Source organism: Idiomarina sp. H2 (assembly GCF_004364275.1).
Classification (GTDB): Bacteria; Pseudomonadota; Gammaproteobacteria; order Enterobacterales; family Alteromonadaceae; genus Idiomarina; species Idiomarina loihiensis.
In genome coordinates, this window is the sequence record NZ_SNZY01000005.1 from 124,984 (window position 1) to 149,420 (window position 24,437).

The 24,437-nt window shown below is 48.6% G+C and carries 23 protein-coding genes and 1 other RNA gene; 5 read left to right on the top strand and 19 right to left on the bottom strand.

All coding sequences use genetic code 11. The features are described from left to right. Nucleotide 1 precedes the first annotated feature (1 nt). The 12 genes from DET62_RS08085 to mraZ are packed head-to-tail and all read right to left on the bottom strand — an operon-like array spanning nt 2 to nt 13,460. Nucleotides 2–931: a D-alanine--D-alanine ligase gene (locus DET62_RS08085; RefSeq protein ID WP_034818602.1), complete on the bottom strand. Its 930-nt coding sequence runs from the start codon at nt 929–931 to the stop codon at nt 2–4. After that, nucleotides 921–2,393, bottom strand: a complete 1,473-nt coding sequence (gene murC, locus DET62_RS08090; protein ID WP_034818604.1) for a UDP-N-acetylmuramate--L-alanine ligase — start codon at nt 2,391–2,393, stop codon at nt 921–923. The genes DET62_RS08085 and murC overlap by 11 nt, the downstream gene beginning before the upstream one ends. Continuing rightward, a complete protein-coding gene (gene murG / locus DET62_RS08095) occupies nt 2,386–3,474 on the bottom strand; it encodes an undecaprenyldiphospho-muramoylpentapeptide beta-N-acetylglucosaminyltransferase (RefSeq protein WP_011233697.1) in 1,089 nt (362 codons plus the stop codon). The genes murC and murG overlap by 8 nt, the downstream gene beginning before the upstream one ends. After that, a complete protein-coding gene (ftsW, locus tag DET62_RS08100; protein WP_011233696.1) occupies nt 3,471–4,700 on the bottom strand; it encodes a putative lipid II flippase FtsW in 1,230 nt (409 codons plus the stop codon). Before ftsW ends, murG begins: the two co-directional genes overlap by 4 nt. Further along, nucleotides 4,684–6,075 (bottom strand): UDP-N-acetylmuramoyl-L-alanine--D-glutamate ligase, encoded by a 1,392-nt coding sequence (gene murD, locus DET62_RS08105; RefSeq protein ID WP_110013577.1) that lies wholly within the window; start codon nt 6,073–6,075, stop codon nt 4,684–4,686. Before murD ends, ftsW begins: the two co-directional genes overlap by 17 nt. Nucleotides 6,076–6,081: 6 nt before the next feature. Next, nucleotides 6,082–7,164: a phospho-N-acetylmuramoyl-pentapeptide-transferase gene (gene mraY, locus DET62_RS08110; RefSeq protein WP_034818612.1), complete on the bottom strand. Its 1,083-nt coding sequence runs from the start codon at nt 7,162–7,164 to the stop codon at nt 6,082–6,084. After that, nucleotides 7,158–8,561: a UDP-N-acetylmuramoyl-tripeptide--D-alanyl-D-alanine ligase gene (gene murF, locus DET62_RS08115; protein WP_110013576.1), complete on the bottom strand. Its 1,404-nt coding sequence runs from the start codon at nt 8,559–8,561 to the stop codon at nt 7,158–7,160. Before murF ends, mraY begins: the two co-directional genes overlap by 7 nt. After that, nucleotides 8,558–10,024 carry a UDP-N-acetylmuramoyl-L-alanyl-D-glutamate--2,6-diaminopimelate ligase gene (gene murE, locus DET62_RS08120; RefSeq protein WP_243734924.1) on the bottom strand — a complete coding sequence of 489 codons (1,467 nt, stop codon included), beginning with the start codon at nt 10,022–10,024 and terminating at the stop codon, nt 8,558–8,560. The genes murF and murE overlap by 4 nt, the downstream gene beginning before the upstream one ends. After that, entirely contained in the window at nt 10,021–11,754 is a 1,734-nt protein-coding gene (locus tag DET62_RS08125; RefSeq protein WP_110013575.1) for a penicillin-binding transpeptidase domain-containing protein, read from the bottom strand. Before DET62_RS08125 ends, murE begins: the two co-directional genes overlap by 4 nt. Beyond that, nucleotides 11,745–12,062, bottom strand: coding sequence for a cell division protein FtsL (gene ftsL, locus DET62_RS08130; RefSeq protein WP_034818618.1), 318 nt, complete (start codon nt 12,060–12,062; stop codon nt 11,745–11,747). The genes DET62_RS08125 and ftsL overlap by 10 nt, the downstream gene beginning before the upstream one ends. Continuing rightward, nucleotides 12,055–13,002, bottom strand: a complete 948-nt coding sequence (gene rsmH / locus DET62_RS08135) for a 16S rRNA (cytosine(1402)-N(4))-methyltransferase RsmH (RefSeq protein ID WP_034818620.1) — start codon at nt 13,000–13,002, stop codon at nt 12,055–12,057. The genes ftsL and rsmH overlap by 8 nt, the downstream gene beginning before the upstream one ends. Then, on the bottom strand, nt 13,002–13,460 hold the full coding sequence (mraZ, locus tag DET62_RS08140; protein ID WP_011233688.1) for a division/cell wall cluster transcriptional repressor MraZ: 459 nt from the start codon (nt 13,458–13,460) through the stop codon (nt 13,002–13,004). Before mraZ ends, rsmH begins: the two co-directional genes overlap by 1 nt. A gap of 224 nt (nt 13,461–13,684) precedes the next feature. On the opposite strand from mraZ, the gene DET62_RS08145 reads away from it, so the two are divergent. Next, on the top strand, nt 13,685–15,823 hold the full coding sequence (locus tag DET62_RS08145; RefSeq protein WP_110013574.1) for an EAL domain-containing protein: 2,139 nt from the start codon (nt 13,685–13,687) through the stop codon (nt 15,821–15,823). Nucleotides 15,824–15,835: 12 nt separating this feature from the next. On the opposite strand, the gene rnpB is transcribed toward DET62_RS08145, so the two are convergent. Then, an RNA gene (gene rnpB / locus DET62_RS08150) (RNase P RNA component class A) lies at nt 15,836–16,185 on the bottom strand. 46 nt (nt 16,186–16,231) lie between these two features. Next, on the bottom strand, nt 16,232–17,086 hold the full coding sequence (rsmI, locus tag DET62_RS08155; protein ID WP_034818626.1) for a 16S rRNA (cytidine(1402)-2'-O)-methyltransferase: 855 nt from the start codon (nt 17,084–17,086) through the stop codon (nt 16,232–16,234). Between the two features lie 75 nt (nt 17,087–17,161). On the opposite strand from rsmI, the gene DET62_RS08160 reads away from it, so the two are divergent. The 4 genes from DET62_RS08160 to dolP are packed head-to-tail and all read left to right on the top strand — an operon-like array spanning nt 17,162 to nt 20,502. After that, entirely contained in the window at nt 17,162–19,048 is a 1,887-nt protein-coding gene (locus DET62_RS08160) for a penicillin-binding protein activator (RefSeq protein WP_110013573.1), read from the top strand. Further along, the gene (locus DET62_RS08165; RefSeq protein WP_011233684.1) at nt 19,026–19,376 is read left to right on the top strand and encodes a YraN family protein; all 351 of its coding nucleotides are present in this window, start codon (nt 19,026–19,028) and stop codon (nt 19,374–19,376) included. The genes DET62_RS08160 and DET62_RS08165 overlap by 23 nt, the downstream gene beginning before the upstream one ends. Nucleotides 19,377–19,378: 2 nt before the next feature. Continuing rightward, on the top strand, nt 19,379–19,921 hold the full coding sequence (locus tag DET62_RS08170; protein WP_011233683.1) for an SIS domain-containing protein: 543 nt from the start codon (nt 19,379–19,381) through the stop codon (nt 19,919–19,921). A gap of 5 nt (nt 19,922–19,926) precedes the next feature. Continuing rightward, a complete protein-coding gene (gene dolP / locus DET62_RS08175) occupies nt 19,927–20,502 on the top strand; it encodes a division/outer membrane stress-associated lipid-binding lipoprotein (RefSeq protein ID WP_110013572.1) in 576 nt (191 codons plus the stop codon). A gap of 12 nt (nt 20,503–20,514) precedes the next feature. Here the strand turns inward: dolP and DET62_RS08180 are convergent, their stop codons facing one another. The 5 genes from DET62_RS08180 to petA all read right to left on the bottom strand — a co-directional run bounded on the left by DET62_RS08180 (nt 20,515) and on the right by petA (nt 24,249). Beyond that, complete coding sequence (locus tag DET62_RS08180) at nt 20,515–20,925, bottom strand: ClpXP protease specificity-enhancing factor (protein ID WP_110013571.1); 411 nt, start codon at nt 20,923–20,925, stop codon at nt 20,515–20,517. 26 nt (nt 20,926–20,951) lie between these two features. Beyond that, nucleotides 20,952–21,575, bottom strand: coding sequence for a stringent starvation protein SspA (sspA, locus tag DET62_RS08185; RefSeq protein WP_011233680.1), 624 nt, complete (start codon nt 21,573–21,575; stop codon nt 20,952–20,954). A gap of 84 nt (nt 21,576–21,659) precedes the next feature. Beyond that, the gene (locus DET62_RS08190; RefSeq protein WP_011233679.1) at nt 21,660–22,394 is read right to left on the bottom strand and encodes a cytochrome c1; all 735 of its coding nucleotides are present in this window, start codon (nt 22,392–22,394) and stop codon (nt 21,660–21,662) included. Continuing rightward, nucleotides 22,391–23,659 (bottom strand): cytochrome bc complex cytochrome b subunit, encoded by a 1,269-nt coding sequence (locus DET62_RS08195; protein ID WP_034818647.1) that lies wholly within the window; start codon nt 23,657–23,659, stop codon nt 22,391–22,393. The genes DET62_RS08190 and DET62_RS08195 overlap by 4 nt, the downstream gene beginning before the upstream one ends. After that, nucleotides 23,659–24,249 carry a ubiquinol-cytochrome c reductase iron-sulfur subunit gene (petA, locus tag DET62_RS08200; RefSeq protein ID WP_011233677.1) on the bottom strand — a complete coding sequence of 197 codons (591 nt, stop codon included), beginning with the start codon at nt 24,247–24,249 and terminating at the stop codon, nt 23,659–23,661. The genes DET62_RS08195 and petA overlap by 1 nt, the downstream gene beginning before the upstream one ends. Nucleotides 24,250–24,437: the final 188 nt, after the last annotated feature.

The following is a 24,437-nucleotide window of genomic DNA, read 5'->3' on the forward strand; positions in this document are numbered from 1 at the left end:
GTTAGCGCTCCAGCGTTTGCGCTAAAATGCGCTCCACTAAGTCATTAAACTGTAAACCAGCAACTTTTGCCGCCATAGGTACCAGGCTTTTTTCTGTCATTCCCGGTACCGTATTTGCCTCTAACAAAAACCACTCACCCGCGTTATTGCGCATCACATCGATACGTCCCCAGCCACTACCTCCTATGGCCGCGAAAGCGCGTTCAGCCAACATTCGCAAACTTGCTTCGTCATCTTCACTTAGCCCTGCAGGACAGTGATACTGGGTATCATTTGCCTGATACTTGGCTTCAAAATCATAAAACTCATGTGGCGTTTGCAGTCGAATAACCGGTAATGCCTTACCTTCCAGTATGCCAATGGTATACTCCGCACCTTCAACCCACTGTTCGACCAAAAGGTCGTCGTCAAACTGTGCCGCATGCTGCAAGGCTAAAGCCAGGCTTCGCCCGTTATCGGCAATGCTCATACCTATAGAGGAGCCTTCACGTGCTGGTTTTACAATCACCCGGCCACCGAGCTCCTGCAACATAGCTTCCACGTTCACTTGCTCTATTTCAGCTTGCGTTACCACCCGCCAATTGGCGGTTGGCAGACCCAGTGAATGCCAAATTTGTTTACAACGCACTTTATCCATACCCAGCGCACAGCCCAGAACATCACTGCCGGTGTATGGCATTTCCAGTATTTGCAATGCCCCCTGCATGCTGCCATCTTCACCGCCGCGGCCATGCAAAGCGATAAATACGCGATCAAACTTTTGCTCCACAAGCTCCTGCAAGCTATGCGCCGCCGGGTCAAATGCGTGTGCATCGATGCCTTTCGCAACCAGGCCTTTTAATACCGCCATTCCGGATTTCAGCGAAACATCGCGCTCAGCCGACGTACCGCCCAGCATGACGGCCACTTTACCAAAGGCATTAGCTTTCATGACTCAACACCTCAGTTGCAATTCGCTTGGCCAATGCGCCGATATTTCCAGCGCCCTGCGTTAACAGCAAGTCTCCCGGAGCAAGCACCGATTCAAGAACTTCCGGCATATCATCCACGGTTGCCACATAAACCGGGTCTATCTGCCCGCGCTGACGAATGGAACGACATAATGAGCGACTATCGGCACCGCTTACCGGCGTTTCCCCGGCACTGTAAACTTCCAGCATCAGTAATACGTCAACCTGCGACAGCACGTTAACGAAGTCTTCGTATAAATCCCGGGTGCGCGAATAACGGTGCGGTTGAAATGCCATTACCAAACGACGCTCAGGCCAACCTTCCCGCGCCGCCTGAATAGTGGCAGCAACTTCTGAAGGATGGTGACCATAATCATCAACCAGCATCACTTCACCCGGCTCTTTATTCGACTCTTTATCTGAGATGGCAAAGTTACCGTAATGCTGAAAACGACGGCCAATACCTTCAAATTTATTCAATGCTGACTTAATGGCTTCGTCGTTAATTCCTTCATCTGTTGCTACAGCTACTGCGGCCAGAGCATTCAACACATTGTGCTTACCCGGCAGATTAAGACACACGTCAAGTGGTTTCAGCCCTTTGCGTAAAATAGTAAAGCAGCTCTCACTGGCGGTTTGTTTATAATCTATTGCTCGTACATCAGCGGCTTCGCTAAAGCCGTAGGTCATGGTCTGACGGCCGAGTCGTGGTATTAGATCAGATACGACAGGGTCATCGACACACATAACAGCTAAACCGTAAAACGGCAGGTTATGCAAAAATTCAACATAGGTGTCCAGCAGCTTATTGAAATCACCTTCGTAGGTGTCCATATGGTCTGCTTCGATATTCGTCACTATCGCAACCATCGGTTGTAAATGCAGAAACGACGCATCGCTTTCATCGGCTTCTGCAATGAGGTACTTACTGTTACCTAAACGAGCATTCGAACCGGCACTATTGAGCAAACCACCAATAACAAAAGTGGGATCGCGATCGGCTTCGGCAAAAATACTCGCAACCAATGACGTGGTCGTTGTTTTGCCGTGTGTACCGGCTACCGCAATACCATGGCGAAAACGCATAAGCTCGGCCAGCATTTCTGCACGACGTACCACCGGCACCCGCAACTGGTGTGCAGCTACCAGCTCAGCGTTATCCGCTTTTATTGCACTGGATACCACAACCACACTGGCGCCTTCGATATTGTTGGCCATATGCCCCAGAATCACCGTCGCTCCAAGGCAACGTAAACGATCAGTATTGGCGTTTTCGGCAATATCCGAACCCGAAATCTGATAGCCCTGATTTAACAGAACCTCGGCAATACCGGCCATGCCTGCACCACCGATACCAACGAAATGGATTCGCTGTACCCGGCGCATTTCCGGGACGTTCACAATAGTAAATGGCTGTGCGTTGGTTGCGGTCATGCTAGTCATCGCTCTGTCTATATTCCATACATTCATTCACCAGTCGTTGCGTTGCCTCTGGCATCGCACACTGGCGAGCGAAACGCGCCATTGTCCACAGTTGTTGTCTGTCATGCAATAAACGTTTTAACTGTTGTTTCAATGCGCCTTCCACTACTTCAGTTTGCGGCAATAAAACTGCCGCACCACGGCTTTCTAAAACTTTCGCATTGGCGCTTTGGTGGTCATCCACAGCGTGTGGCAATGGCACCAGAATGGACGCTACGCCCATTACCGCCAACTCAGATATGGTTAATGCGCCAGCGCGACAAATAACCAAATCAGCATTTTTAAAAGCGTCGCCCATATCTTCAATAAATTCGGTGACTTTCAGCGTTTTAAGCACTGATGCACCTAAGTAAGCCTTTTCAGTTGTTGCCTCACGCTCAGCACCACACTGGTGCAGGACATTAAGTTCAACACCTTCTAATGCTTTGACGGCTTCCGGCACGGCTTCGTTCAATACCTGCGCACCTAAACTTCCGCCAACCACCAATATATTCAAGGCTCCGTCTGTATTTGATTTTTCTGTCTGTTCAGCCGCTTGTGCCAATAACCCCTTGCGCAGAGGGTTACCAACAACCGGATACTGCTGCCATTGCGGGAGGGCAACCGGTAGCCCCAACATAACTTTGTTTGCTCTGGGGGCTAACAACCGGGTAGTCATGCCCGGTATGGCATTTTGTTCGTGCACCACTAAGGGGATGCCCAGCAGTTTCGCAGCTAACCCCATTGGCGCGCAGACATAGCCGCCAAAGGTTGCCACTACCTGTGGCTGTAGTGTTTTCAGCAAGCGTCGACATTGCAGCACGGCTTTCGCCAAAGTGAATGGCATGAACAGCTTTCTTTTCAGCCCATGACCGCGAACTCCAGTCATGCTAATGCTGTGTAAAGGGAAGTTAGCTGCCGGAATCACCCGACTTTCTAAACGACCTTCCTGCGTACCCAGCCAGTCAACTTGCCAGCCGTTGTCGCGCATTTGTTCTGCTACGGCTAAGGCCGGAAAAATATGACCACCGGTGCCGGCTGCTGCTATCAAAACTTTGTTCATTCGGCACCTCCGCGCGGTGCCACTTTGCGACCCAGCATCCGACGTTCATGGTCTATGCGTAACAACAGCCCAACGGCCAGAGCCGATATGATCAGGCTGTTACCACCGTAGCTCACCAAAGGCAGTGTCAGTCCCTTAGTTGGTAATGCACCGGACGCAACACCGATATTCACAAAGGCCTGGATACTAAACCAAATACCGATACCATAAGCCAGATAACCGCCGTAACGTTGCTCCTGCATTAAGCAGCGACGGCCAATAATTAAAGCTCGCCATACCAACATTAATACGGTTGCAATAACCGCCAGCACGCCAAGAAAACCTAGTTCCTCGGCAACAACAGCCATAATAAAGTCAGTATGTGCTTCGGGTAGGTATTGTAATTTTTGAATGCTATTACCCAAACCGGCGCCGCTAAAGTGGCCTTGCCCAAAGGCAATAAGCGACTGCATTAACTGATATCCGGCACCGAATGGGTCCTTCTCCGGTTCCAGGAAGGTGAGCAGACGCTGCATCCGGTAAGGCTCAACGATGATCAGTAAAATTAATGCCAGTACGCAGGTAATGAACACAGCAAAAAACTGCCACAATCTAGCGCCAGCTAAAAACAGCATGGCGACGGTTGTTGCCGACAAGACAACCACGGTTCCGAAATCCGGCTGCATTAATAAAAGCACTGCAGCAATAAACAACAGCGCCAGAGGTTTTATAAAGCCTTTAGTCGCTTCTCTGACTTCGTCTTCCCTGCGGGACAAATAACTGGCCATATAAATACAGAAGAAAAGTTTAGCGACCTCTGCCGCCTGAAAAGTAATTGGCCCGACTTTTATCCAGCGTTGTGCACCGTTAACTTCATATCCCACAACTAAAACCATTAACAGCATAATCAAGCCGAGCAACAACAACTTACCGCTCTGTTGATTCCAGCTATTCGCCGGTACCCGTAAAGTCGCCAGCATAACGGCTAAACTAATCAGAATATAAATGCCGTGACGAATGGCAAAATGGAACGGATTCCCCGTTAACCGGTCTGCCGTAGGTAAAGACGCAGACGTGACCATAACAAAGCCAAAAGCCAGCAACGCCATTGCCAGGGTAAACAGCATACGGTCGTACAGTGGCTGACTGGCTTTTGGTTGAAACCAGTTAATCAGCTTTTGCCAACGACTACCGACATCGGAAGCCGGTATCTCAAGATTTAACTGTTCTTCACGCACTGTTGACATAAAGCGCCTCCACTGCATGACGGAAACTGTCGCCCCGATGCTCGAAGTTCTGAAACTGATCGAAGCTCGCACACGCAGGCGATAACAGCACCATGTCGCCGGTTTGCACTAAAGATGCCGCTAGCTCCACGGCCTGCTGTAAACTTTTTACCTGCCGTGAACCGTTAAACAACTGACCAATGCGGGGACCATCTTCACCTATGGTTAAGAGAATATCGACCCGCTCCAGGGTCGACTGCAGCTCACGGAAGTCTGCTCCTTTGCCGACCCCACCCGCTATTAGCAGTAAACGCCCGCTTATCATTGGTCTCAGCCCCTCAACCGCGGCAGCAGTAGCACCGATATTTGTGGCTTTTGAATCGTTAACCCAGAGCACGCCCTCATTGTCACTGACTAATTCACAGCGGTGCGGCAGACCTTTAAACTCTTTTACCGCACGAACCGCAGCTTCAATATCAATATCTATTGCCTGACACAAAGCCAGAGCTGCCTGCACATTCACCAGGTTATGAATGCCCTGGAGTTGCAATTGATCTGCCCGCAGTACAACACTGCCATCGAAAGTCACGGCAACCGGCCCACTGACACGGTCGATATTTCCAGACAGCAAACCAAAGTGTTTGGGATGCGAGTCATTACCGAAGGTCATTAATTTTCCCGTAACCGGGTGTGGCCAGGTATCCTGCTGCTGACGGTTCAGTATCCAGGTTTTTGCATGAGTGAAAATGCGTTGCTTAGCTTTTACATATTCATCCAGAGTGCAGTAACGATCCATATGATCGGCACTAATATTCATAAGTGCCGCCGCTTTAAGTTTCAAGCTGGAAACTGATTCCAACTGAAAACTGGAAAGCTCCAGTATTACAGCATCGGGGTGCTGCTCCTGCAGCAGCAAGTCGAGTACTGGTACGCCTATATTGCCGGCTGCAGCCACATTTTTGCCGCATTGCTTAGCAACAAACTCGACCATGCGAGTTACTGTGGATTTTCCATTAGAGCCAGTTACCGCTACTATCGGCAATTTTGATTCTTGCGCAAACAGCTCAACATCACCAACAATCGGAATATCTGCATCACGCGCCAAAACGATTGGGTCTTCACGTAAATCGATACCCGGACTGGCAATAATTAAGTCGGCCGCCAGCGTGTCTTCTAATTCCCAATGCCGGTTAAGCAGTTCAGCATCTCCCAGTATTTGTTTTGCTTCTTCCAGGCCAGGAGGGTTTTCACGCGAATCAAAAACCTGAATTTTGATCTCGGCAAGCTTCTGATCCTGCTGCCGTTTATGTTGTAAATAGCGCAGCACAGACACCCCGGTCTTTCCAAGACCAAGGACAACAATGTGTTTTGTATTCTGCCAGGCTATTTTAGTCATTATTTTTTAACGCAACTTCAAGGTTGCGAGTCCTATCAGCACAAAAATGAGTGACAATATCCAGAAACGCACGATTACCCGCGGTTCTGGCCATCCTTTTAATTCGTAATGGTGATGAATTGGAGCCATTCGAAAAACTCGTTTGCCTCTCAATTTGTAGGAACCCACCTGCAGCATCACCGATAAGGTTTCCATAACAAACACACCACCCATAATGAACAGCACCAGCTCCTGCCGAACCAATATCGCGATAATGCCAAGTGCAGCACCTAAGGCCAGAGAACCCACGTCGCCCATAAATACAAGCGCAGGATAAGTATTGAACCAGAGAAATCCGAGACCCGCTCCAACAATAGCGGTGCACACGACCAACAATTCAGCGGTCAGTGGCAAATAAGGAATTTGCAGATATTCAGCAAAGTTCACATTGCCGGACACGTAGGCGAAAATACCCAGTGCAGCAGCCACCATAATGGTTGGCATAATGGCCAGACCGTCCAGGCCGTCAGTTAAATTGACGGCATTACTGGTGCCGACAATGACAAAATAGGCCATGAGCATATAGAGCATGCCCAACTGCGGCATAACGTCCTTAAAGAATGGAACGAGAAGAGCGGTTTCAGCGCCCTGAGTACTGCTCCAGTAGAGGTAAACGGCAGCCACACTGGCAATGACCGACTGCCAGAAATACTTCCATTTAGCGATTAGCCCCTTCGGATCTTTGCGTACAACTTTGCGATAATCATCGACAAAGCCGACAATACCAAAGCCGGTAATAACCATTAGAACGACCCAGACATAACGGTTATCTAAGTCAGCCCAGAGTAGTGAGGAACCCAGAACCGCTGCCAGTATCAATACGCCGCCCATAGTCGGCGTACCACTTTTTACTAAATGACTTTCCGGACCGTCGTCCCGTACCGTTTGCCCTATTTGCAAACGCTGCAAACGACGAATTAATGTTGGTCCTAACCACAACGACAAAACCAGTGCGGTCAAAACACTGAGTATTGCCCGCAAGGTTAAGTAGGAAAACACGTTAAACGCGCTTTCAAACTGGGTTAGGTACTCCGCCAACCAAACTAACATGCGTGCTTATCCTCTACGCTGCCACTGACCGCGACAGCCTGCTGTATTGCTGCAACAACGCGCTCCATATGTGCGGAGCGTGAGCCTTTAACCAGCACTGTGACAGGTTGCTTGCCGGTCTGTTCTGTAAGTCTTTGTAAAACAGATTCAACCAGCGACTGTAAGCTACCGAAGTGCTTACCTCCGTGGCCGTTAAAGACCTCGCTGGCACTTTGACTGAGTACGCCCAGACTGTATAAGTTATCAATGCCAGTGCCGATAGCATGTTCACCAATATCTTCGTGATAAGCGCGCGCATCGGCACCTAACTCACCCATATCGCCCAATACAAAAATGCGATACCCCTGATAACTTCCCAGCAAATCCAGGGCAGCTTTAGTTGAGGCAACGCTGGCGTTATAGGTGTCATCAATAATACGTAAGTGGTCACTCACTTTTATCGTTGTCAAACGTCCCTGAGCCGGCTCGACCCTTTGCAGCCCAGTAACAATGTCATCCAGCGATATACCCAGCTCACTTGCCGCAGCAGCGGCTGAAAGCGCATTAAGCACGTTGTGACGACCGCTTAACTTCAGTTCAATACGCTTCGTTTCACCGCCCAAATGCAGAGTAAACGCAGGGTGTCCGTCACTGTTCAATACCACGTCACTTGCATAAACATCGGCGGAGTCGGTTAAACCAAAGCTCTTCCATTTCATGTCAGCACAGGCGCGTTCCCAGCAAGGATAAAACTCAGAATCGCGCGGGGTAATGGCCGTTCCCTGGCTACTCACTCCACGGAATATTTCAGTTTTAGCACGGGCAACCCCGTGTAAGCTTCCGAAACCTTCAACATGCGCTGCACTCACGTTATTCAATATGGCAACATCGGGCTTGACCAAGTCAGTAGTGTAGGCAATTTCCCCCGGATGGTTCGCGCCCAATTCAACCACTGCGTATTTGTGTTCTTCCTGCAGGCGCAATAATGTAAGCGGCACACCAATATCGTTATTAAAGTTACCCTGCGTGGCCAATACCGGATGACGAATAGATAAGATGGCCGCCAGCATTTCTTTTACTGTGGTTTTACCGTTGCTGCCGGTGACAGCCACGGTTTTCGGCGCTACCTTCGCCTTAATAGCCGCACCTAAGCGCCCCAGCGCATGACGGCTGTTCTCGACAATAATCTGGCGGCACTCGCTATCCACTTTCTTTTCGCAAATAATTGCCGCGGCGCCTTTAGCTATAGCCTGTTCGACAAAGTCGTGGGCATCAAAATTCTTGCCTTTTAAGGCTATAAATAACGCGTCGGTTAAATCCGCTCTAGTGTCCGTGGACACCGCATCAATTGTACAATCAGAGCCAATCAGGCGGCCTTCCACCTGCTCCGCAATCCATTTCAGTGATACTGAGATCATGCGCAGTCTCCTTGCAGCCATTCACTGACTACCGCTCGTTCGTTATAGTCAATGCGTTGAGTACCAATAACCTGATAGTCTTCGTGTCCTTTACCGGCGAGTAATACAACGTCATCTTTTCCGGCTTCCTGCATTGCACGTATCACCGCCTCGCGGCGACCCGGCCAAACCTTAACCTGAGTTTTATCCGCAATGCCGGTCAAAATATCTTCAATAATTTGTTCCGCGGGTTCTGTCCGCGGGTTGTCATCGGTAACCACAACAACATCAGCGTAATCTGCCGCGACTTTACCCATTTGCGGACGCTTGCCACGGTCACGGTCACCGCCGCAGCCAAACACACACCACAAACGGCCCTTGCAATGCAGGCGCAGCGCACTCAATACCTGATGCAGAGCGTCCGGTGTATGCGCGTAGTCAACCACCACCAGCGGCGACTGATTATTATGAAAGGCTTCCATCCGTCCGGGAACGGGCTGCAAACTGCCACAGGCTTTGCCGATATCCGCAAGAGGCTTATTCAGTTTCAGCAATACAGCAACCGCGCAGAGTAAGTTATAAACGTTGAAACGGCCCAACAATGGAGTTTCAACGACGCAGGATTCACCCTGCCAATTTAAACTGAACACCGAGCCCTGCTCATGGAACTGAACACCAGTCGCCTGCAGGCATGGTTCGTTGGGGCTGGCATTAAGACTTACCCATAAATCGGCTAAATCATCCTGCTGCCACTGGCTTAACGTGTCGTCGTCGGCGTTAACCACTCGGTTTTGCACGCCAAAGTCAGCAAATAAACGTTGTTTTGCGGCCACGTAATTTTCCATGGTGCCGTGATAGTCGAGATGATCCCGACTAATATTGGTTATGGCGGCCGCCGCAAAGTGTAAAGCCTCGACACGGCGCTGTATCAGTGCGTGTGAAGACACCTCCATAGCAACCAGTTCTGCGCCTTCAGCTAATAGCGTAGCCAGACGTTGTTGGACGGTAACGGCATCTGGTGTGGTATGACGCTCAGGTAATAAGCGACCAATAAGTCCGCTTCCGGTTGTACCAATAACAGCCGCTTCCATACCCAGGGCTTTTGCCAACTGCGCCATAATGTGGGTAACCGACGTTTTACCATTGGTTCCGGTCACACCAACCAGGTTCATTTTCTCTGATGGATGGCCGAAAAAATTACCGGCGATGCGGGAGAGATGCTCACGAACGCCACTAAAACCGATAACGACCACGCCCCGGCGCTGTTCAACAGCCATTCCCGGAGCTTCAGCAATAATTGCTGCTGCACCAGCATCAATAGCTGCATCAATATAAGCGCGGCCATCGGTTTCATAGCCCGGAATAGCGACAAAAACATCGCCATTGGCTACTTGCCGACTATCGAGTTTTATACCACTAACGGTAACATCCGGAACGGAAAACGACGTCGGCAGCATAGTTAACAATTCTGCAAGCTTCATCATTTATCCCCCCCAAAGCCAGCGGCGTGCACCTGTGTATCATCCAGGTTATCCGGCGGTATATTCAGTAGCCGCATAGTTTGCGATACAATTTTTGAGAACACCGGAGCAGCGGCTGTGCCGCCATAATAGTCATCAGTGCCGGGTTCGTTTATTGTCACCACCACAACCACTTTCGGATCGCTAACCGGAGCTATCCCCGCAAACAACGCGACGTATTCATCACCGTACCCACCTGTTGCTTTGGTTTTACGGGTAGTCCCTGTTTTTCCTGCAACACGATATCCGGGCACTTGTGCTGCTTTGGCTGTTCCATCGCGAACCACCTCTTCCAGCATATGCATAACGGCTCGGGTGTTATCCGGATTGAAAACTTGCTCTGCAGGTAAAGGCGATTCCTGCCTGAAAATCGTCAGCGGCCTTTTTTTCCCGCCATTAGCGATAATGTTATAAGCGTTAGCCAGTTGCAGTGTCGTTGCCGACAAACCGTACCCATAAGCCAATGTCGCAGTTTCAAAATCCGACCAGCGGCGTCTGCCACTCAGCAAACCAATACTCTCGCCTAGCAAAGCAACCCCAGTGTCACTACCTAAGCCTGCGTCGGCGTAGGTTTGCAATAAAGAGTCAACGCCAAGATCCAAAGCTATTTTAGTTACACCCACGTTAGATGAATGCTCAAGCACCTCGCTCAATGTCAATTCGCCATAGTCACGAGGGTCACTCACCCGGCGTCCACCGATTCTTAACCAACCGGGGCTCGTATCAATAGTATCGCCGGCTTTATGCCGACCTTTTTCTAACGCACTAAGAACCACAAGAGGTTTCATCGTTGAACCGGGTTCGTAGCTGTCGGTAATCGCCCGGTTCCGCATTCTGAAAGACTGCAAGTCCGCACGATTGTTAGGGTTATAGGACGGGCTATTGACCATAGCCAGCACTTCACCTGTCTCGACATCCAGCACTACTGCCGAGCCTGAAGTTGCCTGATTGTAGCGCACGGCTTTTTTCAGCTCGGTATAAGCAGTTGCCTGAATACGTTGGTCGATACTCAGTGTCAGCTGTTTTGGTTGTTGTGCATCTGTCTGGCTAATTTCTTCAACAACCCGTCCTTCTGCGTCCTTGCGATAAACTCGTTTACCCGGCGTACCGGTTAAATGCTCGTCGTACAGAAGCTCCAGGCCTTCCTGCCCAGCGCCGTCAATGTCGGTTAAACCGATTAAGTGAGAACTGATCTCACCGGTAGGATAATAACGGCGTGACTCTGTTTTTAAATACACACCGGGAATTTTCAACTGCTTCACATAATCCGCTTCTGATGGCGTCACTTTGCGTTGCAGATAAACGAAACGTTTTGACGGGTCGTCCACTTTACTGACCAGCTCGTTACGGTTCATGCGAAAAGTTTCAGCCAGGGCCTGCCAGCGACGTTCGTCAGCTAAAGCCTCGCGCTCGGCGATACGTTTGGGATCGGCCCATACGGTTTCTACCGGGACGCTAACCGCAAGTTCTCTTCCGTTACGATCAACAATAGTGCCTCGCTGAACCGCGACGCTGGATGCCCTTAAACTGCGCATATCGCCTTGCAGCGAAAAAGCATCGGGACTTATGACCTGGATATAGGCTGCGCGTGCAATTAACACAGAAAACACACCGAACAGTAAGAATACTGCGGTGTAAAAGCGCCAACGAGTACCGACTGGCTCTGTGCGTTTATTGCGACGATTCACTGCCATGAAACCAACACCTCCTGCTCTGGCTCAACGTCCCGCATGCCCAGTTGTTCCTGCGCAATACGTTCAACCCGGCTGTGTTCAGTCAGGGCGTTTTGCTCCACCACAAGGTGTCGCCACTCTCTATCCAGAGTATCCCGGTGCGATAATAAATCATCACGTTCGCCAGTTAACTGGCGGTTCAAATGGGCGGTGTAGACAATGCTTAACGCGTTGCCGATAACCACCACACTCAGAAGTAAAACCCATTTATGCTGCAACAAATCCTGCAGCAACATTTTCATCAGACTGGGGTAGCGCCGCTTAGTCATTGCGAACCCTCCTTGCTATACGCAACACAGAGCTGCGCGAACGAGGATTAACCTGCACTTCCGCTTTACCCGGCTTAATTGCTTTACCAACTTTCTCCAGCGCTTTATCTTTATTGCGCTCGGCTTCAGTTACCGGCAAGCCAGGAGGTAATTGCTTTCCTTCGCTATGTTTGCGAATAAAACGTTTTACTAAACGGTCTTCCAGACTGTGGAAACTAATAACCACCAGTCGCCCATCTTCTTTCAGACCAGACAGCGAAGCGTCCAGCGCCTGTTCAATTTGTTCCAGTTCGCGGTTAATGTGAATGCGGATGGCCTGAAAGGTTCGTGTTGCCGGGTGTTTATGCTTTTCTTTTACCGGACTCACGCGGGCAATCATTTCCGCCAGTTCTTTAGTGCGGGTAAACGGCTTTTTCTCGCGATCCATAACAATGGCACTGGCGATACGGCGGGCAAAACGCTCTTCTCCGTATTCTCTCAGAACCCAGCTAATATCGTCCTTTTCTGCGCGATTAAGCCACTCGGCTGCGGTTTCTCCACTGGTGGTGTTCATCCGCATATCCAAAGGACCGTCCCGCATAAAGCTAAAGCCACGCTCAGCGTCATCTAATTGTGGGGAAGATACGCCAAGGTCAAATAGAATTCCGGTCACTTGCTGGTTCAACTGCAAGTCATCAAGTACCTGTTGCAGGTTTGAGAAAGGGGTGTGGATAATTTGAAAACGGGGGTCATCAGCAAATGCTGCAGCCGCAGCAATAGCCTCAGGATCCTGATCCAGGGCAATAACGCGGGCGTCGTCACCTAACTGGTTGAGCAGAGCACGCGTGTGTCCGCCGCGACCAAATGTGGCGTCGATGTATGTGCCTTGCGGATCAGTCGCTAATGCTTCTATCGACTCTTCCAGTAGCACCGAAACGTGTTGCGGTGACGTTGTAATCATTATAATGAAAAGTCTTCTAGTCGTTCGTTAAGAGTAAAGTCACCTTCGCGTTCAACATCCATGTCCTGCGCCACTTGTTCGTGCCAGGCGTCTTCATTCCAAACTTCAAATTTATTCAGCTGCCCGACAAGCATCAGTTTTTTCTCTAAACCGGCGTGTTGTCTCAACGGAGCTGACAGGAGCAAACGACCATTTTTATCCATTTCACAGTCGTCGGCGTGGCCTAAAAGAAGTCGCTGTAAGCGACGTTCTGCAGGGTTCATACTGGATAATCGAGTAAGCTTTTGTTCGATGATTTGCCACTCGGGAAGCGGGTACAGCAACAGGCACGGTTGCTTAATATCAATCGTGCAGACCATTTTGCCTTCACAGTCTAATGACAACGCATGACGGTATTTAGCCGGTATGGCTAACCGTCCTTTGCTATCCAGACTTAATGTTGTTGCACCTCGGAACATGATCCCACCTGATCATTGCGATCCACTATTATCCACAAATCCCCACAATGTTACAGTCTAGGTGTCTCTCTTTCCCACTGTCAAGAAAAAACCTCTCTATTTGTCAGGCCTTGACGGTAAATTTACATTAAGCGGTTGATGCAACGCGTAAAATTATTTTTCCGTTAGAGCTCGTATAATTTTTGTGCGATACTCATTTCAGTTTTGGTGGGCAACGGTAATTAATGAAACGCTACTTATTCGTTATTTTCATCAGCTTCTGCATTCTGGTAACGGGCGTTATCTGGTTTGCTGAAAACCAGCATTCACAGGTAGTAGAGTCACGCAAGCGGGTAGCTACCGAGCGCTTAGGTAAACTTCGCGCCGCGCTGGAAGGTCAGATCAATTCGTCGTTAGTTACGGCTCGTGCACTACAGGCCGAAATTAAGCTCTCACCAGACATTTCTCCTGAACGTTACCGGCTGTTAATGCAGGAGCTTATTGATAGCGATGTTCCGGTACGGCACGTAGCGTTAGCACCTAATTTGATCATTGAGTTTGTTTACCCTCTGGCTCCAAATAAAGCTGCTCTGGGTTTTGACTACCGTACCTCACCGGCGCAGTTCGAAAGCGTTCAGGAAGCCATTCAGAAAAAGCAAATTGTTATCGATGGCCCAGTTAACTTAATACAAGGAGGCTGGGCGTTAATTGCCAGAGCTCCGGTTTTTATCAATGACAATAAGCTGTGGGGCATGATTGCTGTGGTCATTGATATAGGAGACTTGCTTGCCAGCAGCGGCCTGGACTCCGTCAACGACTACCTTTTCGCGTTAAAGAAAGAAAACGGCAATGGCGACCACCTGTTTGACTTCGGCGATGCTTCACTCTGGCAGCAAGATTACGTCGCCATTGAAGTGGCGGTTTCAACCGGCAAGTGGATACTGGCTCTGGCTCCAAAAAATGCAGTTTGGGCCCATCGCGGCAGCATTTATTGGAGCATTATTGTGGCCGGACTGCTGTTGTCCTTTTTAATGACCGCCTTTATGTACAATTTGGTGACGGCGCAAAGCCGACTGCGCTCGGCGCTTGTTACTATTGACCACCAGGCGCATTTTGATTCGATTACTGATTTACCGAATCGTCGGGCTTTTGTCGACTACCTTGATCAACTTACCCAGAAAGGCCGGGAACAACACTTTGCCATTCTATTCATCGACCTTGACCACTTTAAAGAAGTTAACGATAACCTTGGTCACGATGCTGGCGACGAACTGTTAGTTTCAGTTTCTGACCGTTTACGAAACCAACTACGGGGTTCCGACTTCATTGCCCGTATTGGTGGTGATGAATTTGTTGTCGTTATTAACCGTTTTACGTCGCATCAAATAATTAATGACCTTGCCAGCCAAATTAACCGGCAGTTAAGTGAACCTTTCAACTTACGCCAGAACCAAATTCAAACCACCTGCAGCATCGGTATTGCGCTTTACCCCGATGACGGCATCAAAGCCTCTGAACTATTGAAAAACGCCGACCTTGCCATGTACGCAGCGAAAACGGCAGGACGGCGCACACATTACTTTTTTAATGACGAATTAAGAGAACAAACTGAGCGCCACAATGCCATTCATAGACGCATGCGTGAAGGTCTGAAGCGGCATGAGTTTTCTTTAGTTTATCAACCCATCATTGATTTCAGCACAGGTAAAATCAGTAAATGCGAAGCGCTCTTGCGCTGGCAGGATGAAGACGGAAACATGATTTCGCCGGCTGAATTCATTCCGGTTGCTGAACGTACCGGGCTTATTCATGAACTAGGGCAGTTTGTTCTGGAGCAAGCTTGCGTTGACTGGGCTGTCGTACACAAGTCTGGTTACCCCATTGAGGTCTCAATTAATCGCTCCGAACGTGAACTTAATGATATGGAGTCGGCCAAACGATGGCTGTCCTGCATCAGTCAGCATGGAATACCTAATACCAGCATAACCTTTGAAATTACCGAGTCACTGTTAATGAGCAATAAACAGCGGCAATTACAAATTTTACATTATTTGCGGTCTCAGGGAGTGCAGTTAGCAATCGACGATTTTGGTACCGGCTATTCCAGTATTAATTACCTGCAACGGTATCCTGTCGATTATATAAAAATAGATCGTAGTTTTTTAAGTCAGGCACCTCAAAATAAGGTGCAGGTAGCACTGCTGGATGCGTTGTTACAGGTAGCCAGAGCTTTGGATATTAACGTTATTGCCGAGGGCGTTGAAACCCGGCAACAGTGGGAATTACTGCAGCGACAGAGATGCGATTTTGCACAGGGCTATTTTATTAGTGAGCCATTGCCGCTTAATGAATTATTGAAGTTTCTAAAAGACTGGCAGTTTTAAAACCCTAAAAAGGTGGAGAGCCGGCCGATAAGCCGGGTTCTGTCGTGGACAATCATTCATCTAGTGATCAGGTTGCCCTGACCCTCAAGCAGTCTACCCGGGTTCAACGCGGGCCGCGCCAAAGAACCCCTATTTGACCTTGCTCCGGGTGGAGTTTACCGTGCCACAAACTGTTACCAGTTGCGCGGTGCGCTCTTACCGCACCCTTTCACCCTTACCTGTGCTGCAAGCAGCCATCGGCGGTTTACTCTCTGCTGCACTAGTCGTCGGCTTACACCGCCCAGGCGTTACCTGGCACCCTGCCCTATGGAGCCCGGACTTTCCTCCCCCTGTAAACAGGCGGCGATTGTCTGGCCAGCTCTCCGCGGGGGATTCTACGCTGCAGCAGGCATTAACTCAATCTTTGTTTCACTCATTATTTTTATTCTCAAGCGCCCACTGGTAGAGTTCATTTTTCCGTTCATCGTGAATTTTTGCGGTCATAGCTGCCGCCTTTTTTAACGGCAACTCTTCTAGTAGCAGCAGTAACGTGCGCTTAGCCGCTTCTCCCGGACCGTCACGAACATCCGTTTCCGTCTGTGCAGGTGCTATTAGCAAAACCATTTCACCGCGCTGTTGGTTTGTATCGTCGGTTAAAGCCTGCAACAATTCAGCCGCAGTGCCATTTAAGTATGTCTCAAACTGCTTAGTCAACTCGCGCGCAAGCACTATCTGCCGGCCACTGCCTAAAACCACGTTCATATCAGTCAGCGTATGTAAAATTCGGTGAGGGCTTTCATACACAACAACAGTCCGGGTTTCGGTCTTCAGAGCCTCCAGCTTTGCACGACGTTGCTGGGGCTTTGATGGCAAAAAGCCTTCAAAAGCAAACCGGTCTGTTGGTAACCCGGCTGCAGACAGAGCAACCGTAACAGCGCAGGCACCGGGTAACGCAATAACCTTCAGCCCGCGTTCCCTGCAACGATGCACCAAAACATAACCAGGATCATTGATGAGTGGCGTACCTGCATCACTGACTAACGCCAGCGACTCACCTTGCAGCAAACGCTCGATAACCGCGTCCACACGCTGTGTCTCATTATGTTCGTGCAGGGCGAATACGTCATTCTGTATGCCATAATGCTGCATGAGTTTGCGCGTGTGTCTTGTATCTTCCGCAGCAATGGCTGCAACTTCCGCCAATGTCTTAACTGCTCTTTCCGTTATATCGCCTAAATTGCCGATAGGTGTCGGCACAATATAAAGAATGCCCTGCTCTGCCATAATCAGTCTCTGTTTGTTTCCAACGTCAATGCCGTTTATAGTATCACCGAACAGGCACCAAAGCGGAACCTTACAGTGTTTAGAACTCATTCATTTGTACTTTTAGCTCTAATGGCATTACTGGTATTAACCCAGTGTACCTCGGCACCTGACCGATCAGCAGATAAACCGGCAAAGACGGTCGATGTTGCTGACCAGGAATTAAGCTTAAAAGAAGAAAAATCAGCCCGGGACTGGTTACAGGAAGCCGCTGCTGCAAAAAATGAAGTTGAGCAACACTCCGCTTTAATACGAGCCGCTAATGCTTTTCAAAGTGAGCAACAATGGCAACAAGCGGCCGCTATTCTTTCGCAGTTAAGTGCTCAAAAAATTACTCGTCACAGTCAAAAATATTACCGCCTTGCAAAAGCACGTTGGGCCGCAGAGCAGCAAATTTGGTCAAAGGTGATAGAAGAACTGGAAGATGTCGCCACTCAGTTTAATCAAAGAGAATTTCGCGCTCTTAGTCTGCAACTACTTTCTCAGGCGGCTTATCAGCAACACGACTACTGGCAGTCGCTGGTGTGGCAGGTTGATGCTCAGCGCTTTGCAGAACAACCCAATACAGATACAGTCTGGTCTATAGCCCGTCGGATTAAACGAGAAGAGCTTCCGCAACAGCGCCCTAACGACTTAGCCCTCGCAGGTTGGTGGCGACTGGTGGATTATCATCATCAGGCAATGACCTCACCGGATAGCCTGGAATCTTACTTAAATCAATGGCAGCAAAGCTTTCCAGACCACGATGCTGCGGCACTGGTCGACATCTGGCTTGAACCATCATTAAAGCCGTCAGAAGATGCACCGGAAACCGGGCAGGCATCTCCGGAACCGACCCTCGCGGTGTTATTACCATTATCCGGCCGCTACAAGCAACAAGGCCAGGCAGTGCGTGACGGAGTTATCGCCCGCACCGGTGAAATAAAAAATTTAAGAGTTGTTTTCATCGACAGCGAAACGGGCGATATTGAGTCTCAACAAAAACAAATACAGGAGCTAAGCCCGGTTGGAATTATTGGCCCACTGTTAAAAGACAAAGTAGCGGCCTGGGCGGAGCAACCTCTTGCGGGGATTCCTCAGGTTTACCTTAATCAGATAGACGATGGGAAATTAGCCCAAAACTCATTAACCAACGTGTTTTTCGCATTAAGCCCAGACACCGAAGCGCATCAAGCCGCGCAACAAATTAACACACAGTTCCCCGAATCGAAGAGTGCACTGATAATTACCGCTGATGGCTCCAGTGGCCGCAGAATGGTTGATGCCTTTAAGTCAAGTTGGAACAATAACGAGGCAGGAGAACCCAGGGTTTCTTACTTCTCTGAACGCGAAGATATGAAAGCCACAGTGGAGCGTTCACTGGGTTTAACTGACAGTCAGCAACGTATCCGCGCAGTTAAGATTGCAGCAGGGAAAATTATTGTCGATGAGCAGGAACGCAGCCGACGAGACATTAGTGCTATTTATCTGCCGGGTAATCTACAACAGACTCGTCTTTTAAAACCTTTTATTGATGTCAGCGTTTCGCCATTTGCAGAACCTATTCCTGTTTATGCCAGCTCGGCTACCCATGAACTCAGAAATCGTTTAGGTGACTCAGATCTTAATGGCATTATTTTTTCAGACATTCCCTGGTTAATAGAGAGTTCGGGTAAAAACATACTTCTAAGTCAATGGCTTGAATTGCGAAGTGGGTGGGGTCTGTCGCTAGCGCGCTTAACCGCTATGGGATACGACAGCGTATCCTTGATTCAACGACTTGAAATGATGAACCGCATGCCTGGATTGGTCTGGTCGGGTTTAAGTGGTGAACTGCACATTGATAACTCAGTTGTTCAACGGAAGCTTATTTGGGCTACCTTTAGTGAAGGAGAAATCACCTTAGCTAAGGAAGCAGACAATGCAGGAAGTCGTTACCGGTAAGCGCGCTGAATTACTCTCAGCCGAGTTTCTGAAGAAAAACAACCTTACAATTATTTGCAAAAATTACCGTATTGACGGTGGTGAAGTTGATATCATAGCCCGAGACGGTCATTACTGGGTGTTTTGCGAGGTAAAATTCCGGGACGATGAGAGTTTTGCGGCTGTTATTGAACAGATTCAGCCGCAGCAATGTCGCCGAATACGATACACCGCTCGCCACTACTTACTCAGTAATAATATCGATGAACATACTGCGGCTATACGTTTCGACGTAATTGCAATAGTAGGTCAGCCAACAAAAATTGAATGGTTTAAGGACGCATTCTGACTATGAATGACGAATTGATTAAGGCGCTTTTTACAGAAAGCATACAGACACAAATTTCAGCGGTGGAAAGCCTGACCGACGAGATGGCCACAACGGTTGAACTGTTAGTGGCTAATTTGTTGAATGGTCAGCGTGTCTTTTGCTGCGGCGACCGCACGACAGGAATCGTTGCTCAGCACTTTGCAAACCTCATGACCGAAGGCATGAAATTAGAGCGTCCTCCCTTTCCAGTACTAGCATTGGCCCTTGGCAAGCAAAAACAGCTTGCCGCACTGGGTCAAGCCGGTGATATTCTACTGGTCATAGCGGACAACCAAGAGAATGAAGAGTTAGCATCGGTTATGGAAACAGCTATTAGCCGCGATATGCTTATTATTGCTTTAACCGGCGAGGGCAACGATTCTGTTTCCGGTTTACTAGGTGCTAACGATATCGAATTAAGGGCACCCAGTTTAAATCCGGCTCGTATACTAGAAACTCAGCTGTTTATTGTCCACGGCTTGTGTGAACAAATTGAAAACACGATCTTTCCGCAGGAGCACTGAAGCGTATGACTTTATCTAGAACCTTTTTACCCGTCATTTTTATCAGTTTATTAAGTTTACAGGGCTGCGCCGCAGTTGCTGTCGGAGCAGCCGCAGTAGGAATATCTTCAGCTACTGATCCGCGGACAATTGGAACACAAGTGGATGATCAGACTATTGAATTGAAAGCTAACGCTAAACTGGGAAATGATGAACAACTTGAAGATGCCCGCGTGGTCGCTATCAGTTACGATACTAATGTTCTTTTGGTTGGCCAGGTTCCAAGCGAAGCTCTGAAAAGAAGAGCTGAAGAGATCATCAAAGACACTAACGGTATTAATAAAATTTTCAATCAACTCCGTATTGGCTCTAAAGCCTCGGCAGCCTTGCGCGCCGGAGATAGCTGGATAACCAGCAAAATTAAGCTCAAGTTTGCTAATAATAAATCTATAGATGCAACTAATATCAAAGTAGTGACAGAGAACGCTGAGGTATTTTTACTAGGCCATGTAAGCCAGATTGAAGCAGATGCCGCGGTAGAGGTTGCCAGAAACGTAGATGGCGTAGAGCGGGTAGTTAAAGCACTAACCATTAAGCGTTAGTGCTTTGTATTGTTACTTAACTACTTTTAGGTTGGGCTTTTTCTTTGCTGTTTTTTGCTCAGCATCGTCACTACCCTTATCTTCTTCATCAAGCTCAGGCATTTTGTCCAGTTCGGGTTCGGCCTCAAACATTGCTCCGGCACCGTTCTCACGGGCATAGATAGCTAAAGCCGCAGTCATAGGCACAACAACTTGCATTGGCTGTCCACCAAAGCGCGCGTTAAAGCGAACTTCATGGTCAGCCAGTTGCAGCCCCTGAACCGCTGTTGGCGAAATGTTTAGTACAATTTGCCCTTCACTAACAAAGTTCTGCGGCACAACGGTTCCCACAATAGTCGCATCAACCACCAAGTGTGGGGTCAGGTCGTTATCAACTATCCACTCGTACAATGCACGCAGCAGATAAGGTCTTTTCGGCGTCATAGTAAAACTCCTCGACGTCGATGAAATTAATTACGCGCGAGTTCTTTCTCTTCTTCTGTTAAAGAATCCTGGAACGTTTTGCGTTCAAACAGGCGTACCATATATTGCTTTATTTCTTTTGCGCCCTGACCTTCTAAATCGATACCGTAAGCGGGCAAACGCCAAAGCAGAGGAGCCAAATAGCAATCAACCAGACTAAATTCTTCGCTCATAAAATACGGTGTATCGGCAAAAATAGGAGCCAGGGAAAGAATACCTTCTTTCAGTTCCTGCCTTGCCTGAGCATCATTCTTTTGGATCTTTTCAGCCAGGCTATACCAGTCGCGCTCAATTCGGTACATCATTAAACGACTCGTACCACGAGCAACCGGGTAAACAGGCATTAAAGGAGGATGCGGGAAACGCTCGTCCAAGTATTCCATAATGATTTGAGCGTTATAAAGCACAAGCTCACGATCAACCAGAGTCGGTTTAGCCTCTGGGTACGGATTAAGCTGTAACAAATCCTCCGGCGTACTTTCGTCGGTCACATAGGTAATTTCGACCCCAACACCTTTCTCAGCTAACACCAGACGTACCTGATGACTCTTTAAGTCATCCTTTCCTGAATATAACGTCATTACTGAGCGTTTATTTGCTGCAACAGCCATTCCTTTCTCCAGATAATATCAACGGCAAAAGGGTGGCAAGCCACCCTTTCTTAAGCCGTTGTCTAACAGACTGATAAGCCCCGATTATTTCAGGTCTTTCCAAAACTCTTTTTTCAGTAACCATGCCAAAATGGTGAATACCAGCAGGAAACCAAAAACAAACCAACCAATGCGACGTTGTTCTAATAACATAGGTTCTCCGGTATAAACCAGAAAAGCGGTTAAATCCAACATGGCTTGATCATATTCACTTTCAGATAAACGCCCACCACCATCGGTTTCAATACCGACGTACACGTCTTCCATTTCACCGTCTATTAGGCGTTCTTCATAGGTCTTCTCCGGAAGCCCTTGAAGTTCTTGCAATACATGGGGCATTCCCACATTTGGGAACACCGCATTATTGACGCCGAAAGGACGGCTGTCATCTTTATAGAATGAACGTAAATAAGTATAAATCCAGTCCGCTCCGCGTACACGGGCTACGTTCGTTAGATCGGGTACCGCGGTACCAAACCAGTTCGCTGCTGATTCAGGATTCATATTATTGGTAATTCTGTCACCGGCTTTGTCGCCGGTAAACTGCAAGTTCTTTTCGCCTAACTCTTGCGGAATACCAAGATCCTCAAAAGTACGGTTATAACGATGGTACTGCAGTTGGTGGCAACCCAGACAGTAGTTCATGTATAACTGCGCGCCGCGCTGCAGTGAGGCTTTATCGTGTAAGTCGACTTCGGCCTTGTCCAAGGGAACTTCAGGGCCCGCCGCAAATACAAGCGACGGAACCAAAGTTATAAGAGCGATTAACAATTTTTTCATTTCGACGTCACCCTTTCTGGTACCGGTTTAGTCTTCTCGCGCTTACTGTAGAACCAAAGCAGCCCGAAGAATGCAAAGTACAGGAACGTAAATATCTGTGCGAATATTGTTGCAACAGGAGTTGCCGGTTGCGTTCCCAGATAACCCAGCACAACGAAACTGATGGCAAATACGCCGAGGTTTAGCTTATGCAACAGGCTACGATAGCGAATAGAACGTACTCGCCCACGGTCTAGCCAAGGCAACAGGGCCAGGAAGACAATAGCAGCGAACATCAAAATAACACCAAACAGCTTGTCGGGCACCGCACGTAAAATTGCATAGAACGGCGTGAAATACCATACAGGAGCAATGTGTTCCGGTGTTTTCAAGGGGTTCGCCGGCTCAAAGTTAGGCGGCTCAAGGAAAAAGCCTCCCATTTCCGGGTTGAAGAAAATAACGTAACAGAACAAGAACAAGAACACGCCGAACCCGAACAAATCCTTAATAATGTAGTAAGGGAAAAACGGAATAGAATCGACAATGTCTTTCTTGTTAGTAAAGCGCTCGTGGAACTTAAACTTCGGCTTTTCTTCGTCTGGCACAGAGCCTTTCGGCTTCTTAGTATCGATACCGTCAGGGTTGTTCGAACCAACCTCATGCAAAGCGACAATGTGCAGGAACACCAAAATAACCAGTACTAGCGGCAGAGCAATAACGTGCAGCGCAAAGAAACGATTTAGCGTCGCTCCGGAAATAACGTAATCACCACGTATCCATAAGGTTAAATCATCACCAATAACCGGTATGGCACCGAATAGTGAAATAATAACCTGTGCGCCCCAGTAAGACATTTGTCCCCAAGGCAGCAAGTAGCCCATAAAGGCTTCGGCCATCAGTACCAGGAAGATGAACATACCAAACAGCCAAATAAGCTCACGAGGCTTCTGGTAAGAACCGTACATCATACCGCGGAACATATGCAGATAAACGACAACGAAGAACGCAGAGGCACCGGTGGAGTGCATATAACGCAACAACCAGCCGTATTCGACATCACGCATGATGTATTCAACCGAGGCAAAGGCACCGTCGGCGCTTGGCACATAGTTCATGGTTAACCAGACACCAGTCAGTATTTGGTTAATTAATACGATGGTTGCCAAAAAGCCAAAAACATACCACATGTTAAAGTTTTTTGGAGCTGGATACTGCGCCAGGTGGATGTTCCAGGTTTTGGTCATGGGGATGCGGGCATCCATCCACTCTACAAATCGCTTAAACATTATGCTTGCCCCTTATCTTCACCCACCAAAATGGTGTTATCGTCGATAAAATAATGTGGCGGCACGACCAGGTTCAGTGGTGCAGGAACACCTTGGAATACGCGCCCTGCGACATCAAATTTAGAACCGTGGCATGGGCAGAAAAAGCCAGACTCAACGCCCTCAACGTGCTCCCCCATTCCGCTCGCAAGATAAGATGGAGAGCAACCAAGGTGGGTACAAATACCAACCGCAACGAAGAATTCTTCTTTAATTGAGCGATATTGATTTGCCGCATAAGGTGGCTGCTGCGGCTCTTGAGAATTCGGATCGCGAAGCCTACCTTCTATTTCACCCAACTCTTCAAGCATGTCCGGTGTACGGCGAACCACCCACACAGGCTTGCCACGCCATTTAACACGGACTAGCTGGCCAGGCTCAGCTTTGCGTATATTTACTTCTACGGGCGCTCCCGCGTTTTTTGCTTTCGCACTTGGGTTCCACGATGCTATGAAAGGAACGGCTACTGCTACCGCTCCTGCACCACCTACCACTGAGGTTGCGACAGTCAAAAAACGACGGCGGCCTTTATCTACAGGCGCATTGCTCATCCATCTATTCTCCAGTTTTGGACGCTCCACGATGCGTTGTCGCGAAGTCGGGAATTAGCTGCTGCTTTGTCCGCTGATGCGGATTACAGAAAATGCTTTGAGATGATAATGAAAAGACACACTTTTTACAAGCTTAATAGCCGCCCTTATTGGTCTATTTCCATTTATTTTTGACATAAAAAAACCCA

Excerpts from the sequence above, each read along its gene's own strand:
- rsmI (WP_034818626.1), bottom strand. The coding sequence starts at position 17,086 with ATGGCAGAGCAGGGCATTCTTTATATTGTGCCGACACCTATCGGCAAT.
- mraZ (WP_011233688.1), bottom strand. The coding sequence starts at position 13,460 with ATGTTCCGAGGTGCAACAACATTAAGTCTGGATAGCAAAGGACGGTTA.
- dolP (WP_110013572.1), top strand. The coding sequence starts at position 19,927 with ATGACTTTATCTAGAACCTTTTTACCCGTCATTTTTATCAGTTTATTA.
- murF (WP_110013576.1), bottom strand. The coding sequence starts at position 8,561 with ATGATCTCAGTATCACTGAAATGGATTGCGGAGCAGGTGGAAGGCCGC.
- DET62_RS08190 (WP_011233679.1), bottom strand. The coding sequence starts at position 22,394 with ATGAAAAAATTGTTAATCGCTCTTATAACTTTGGTTCCGTCGCTTGTA.
- murG (WP_011233697.1), bottom strand. The coding sequence starts at position 3,474 with ATGAACAAAGTTTTGATAGCAGCAGCCGGCACCGGTGGTCATATTTTT.
- mraY (WP_034818612.1), bottom strand. The coding sequence starts at position 7,164 with ATGTTAGTTTGGTTGGCGGAGTACCTAACCCAGTTTGAAAGCGCGTTT.
- petA (WP_011233677.1), bottom strand. The coding sequence starts at position 24,249 with ATGAGCAATGCGCCTGTAGATAAAGGCCGCCGTCGTTTTTTGACTGTC.
- ftsW (WP_011233696.1), bottom strand. The coding sequence starts at position 4,700 with ATGTCAACAGTGCGTGAAGAACAGTTAAATCTTGAGATACCGGCTTCC.
- DET62_RS08125 (WP_110013575.1), bottom strand. The coding sequence starts at position 11,754 with ATGGCAGTGAATCGTCGCAATAAACGCACAGAGCCAGTCGGTACTCGT.
- sspA (WP_011233680.1), bottom strand. The coding sequence starts at position 21,575 with ATGGCTGTTGCAGCAAATAAACGCTCAGTAATGACGTTATATTCAGGA.
- ftsL (WP_034818618.1), bottom strand. The coding sequence starts at position 12,062 with ATGACTAAGCGGCGCTACCCCAGTCTGATGAAAATGTTGCTGCAGGAT.
- DET62_RS08170 (WP_011233683.1), top strand. The coding sequence starts at position 19,379 with ATGAATGACGAATTGATTAAGGCGCTTTTTACAGAAAGCATACAGACA.
- rsmH (WP_034818620.1), bottom strand. The coding sequence starts at position 13,002 with ATGATTACAACGTCACCGCAACACGTTTCGGTGCTACTGGAAGAGTCG.
- DET62_RS08180 (WP_110013571.1), bottom strand. The coding sequence starts at position 20,925 with ATGACGCCGAAAAGACCTTATCTGCTGCGTGCATTGTACGAGTGGATA.
- murE (WP_243734924.1), bottom strand. The coding sequence starts at position 10,024 with ATGATGAAGCTTGCAGAATTGTTAACTATGCTGCCGACGTCGTTTTCC.
- DET62_RS08145 (WP_110013574.1), top strand. The coding sequence starts at position 13,685 with ATGAAACGCTACTTATTCGTTATTTTCATCAGCTTCTGCATTCTGGTA.
- murC (WP_034818604.1), bottom strand. The coding sequence starts at position 2,393 with ATGACTAGCATGACCGCAACCAACGCACAGCCATTTACTATTGTGAAC.
- DET62_RS08195 (WP_034818647.1), bottom strand. The coding sequence starts at position 23,659 with ATGTTTAAGCGATTTGTAGAGTGGATGGATGCCCGCATCCCCATGACC.
- murD (WP_110013577.1), bottom strand. The coding sequence starts at position 6,075 with ATGACTAAAATAGCCTGGCAGAATACAAAACACATTGTTGTCCTTGGT.
- DET62_RS08085 (WP_034818602.1), bottom strand. The coding sequence starts at position 931 with ATGAAAGCTAATGCCTTTGGTAAAGTGGCCGTCATGCTGGGCGGTACG.
- DET62_RS08165 (WP_011233684.1), top strand. The coding sequence starts at position 19,026 with ATGCAGGAAGTCGTTACCGGTAAGCGCGCTGAATTACTCTCAGCCGAG.